Source organism: Sodalis-like endosymbiont of Proechinophthirus fluctus, from assembly GCF_001602625.1.
Taxonomy (GTDB): domain Bacteria; phylum Pseudomonadota; class Gammaproteobacteria; order Enterobacterales; family Enterobacteriaceae.
On record NZ_LECR01000010.1, the window covers coordinates 37,738 to 38,085 of the forward strand.

General features: G+C 55.7%; 1 protein-coding gene. It reads left to right on the top strand.

Features of this window, described 5'->3' with window-relative positions:
• The coding region (locus tag BG74_RS15720) for a phosphorylase family protein (RefSeq protein WP_439895625.1) at positions 1 to 244 on the top strand (244 nt) is incomplete at its 5' end.
• Positions 245 to 348: the final 104 nt, after the last annotated feature.

Here is a 348-nt window from a genome sequence, read left to right on the forward strand (position 1 = left end):
ATTTTATACCCCCGATCCGCAGATGTTCGACGTACTGGAAAAATACGGCATTTTAGGCGTGGAAATGGAAGCTGCTGGGATTTATGGTGTAGCGGCGGAATTTGGCGCGCGCGCGCTGGCGATTTGCACCGTGTCGGATCATATCCGTAGCGGAGAAGCTTTAAGCGCGGCCGATCGCCAGACCACGTTCAACGATATGATTGAAGTTGCGCTGGAATCGGTATTATTGGGCGACCCGTGCTAAATCCGTACCTAGCCTGGCGGAGATGCCGTCTCAGGGAGTGTTAGTGGGCTTTGTGTCGTCCACGGGGAGGCGGCGTCATCCTCATCCTATTCCGCGCGCCGTTC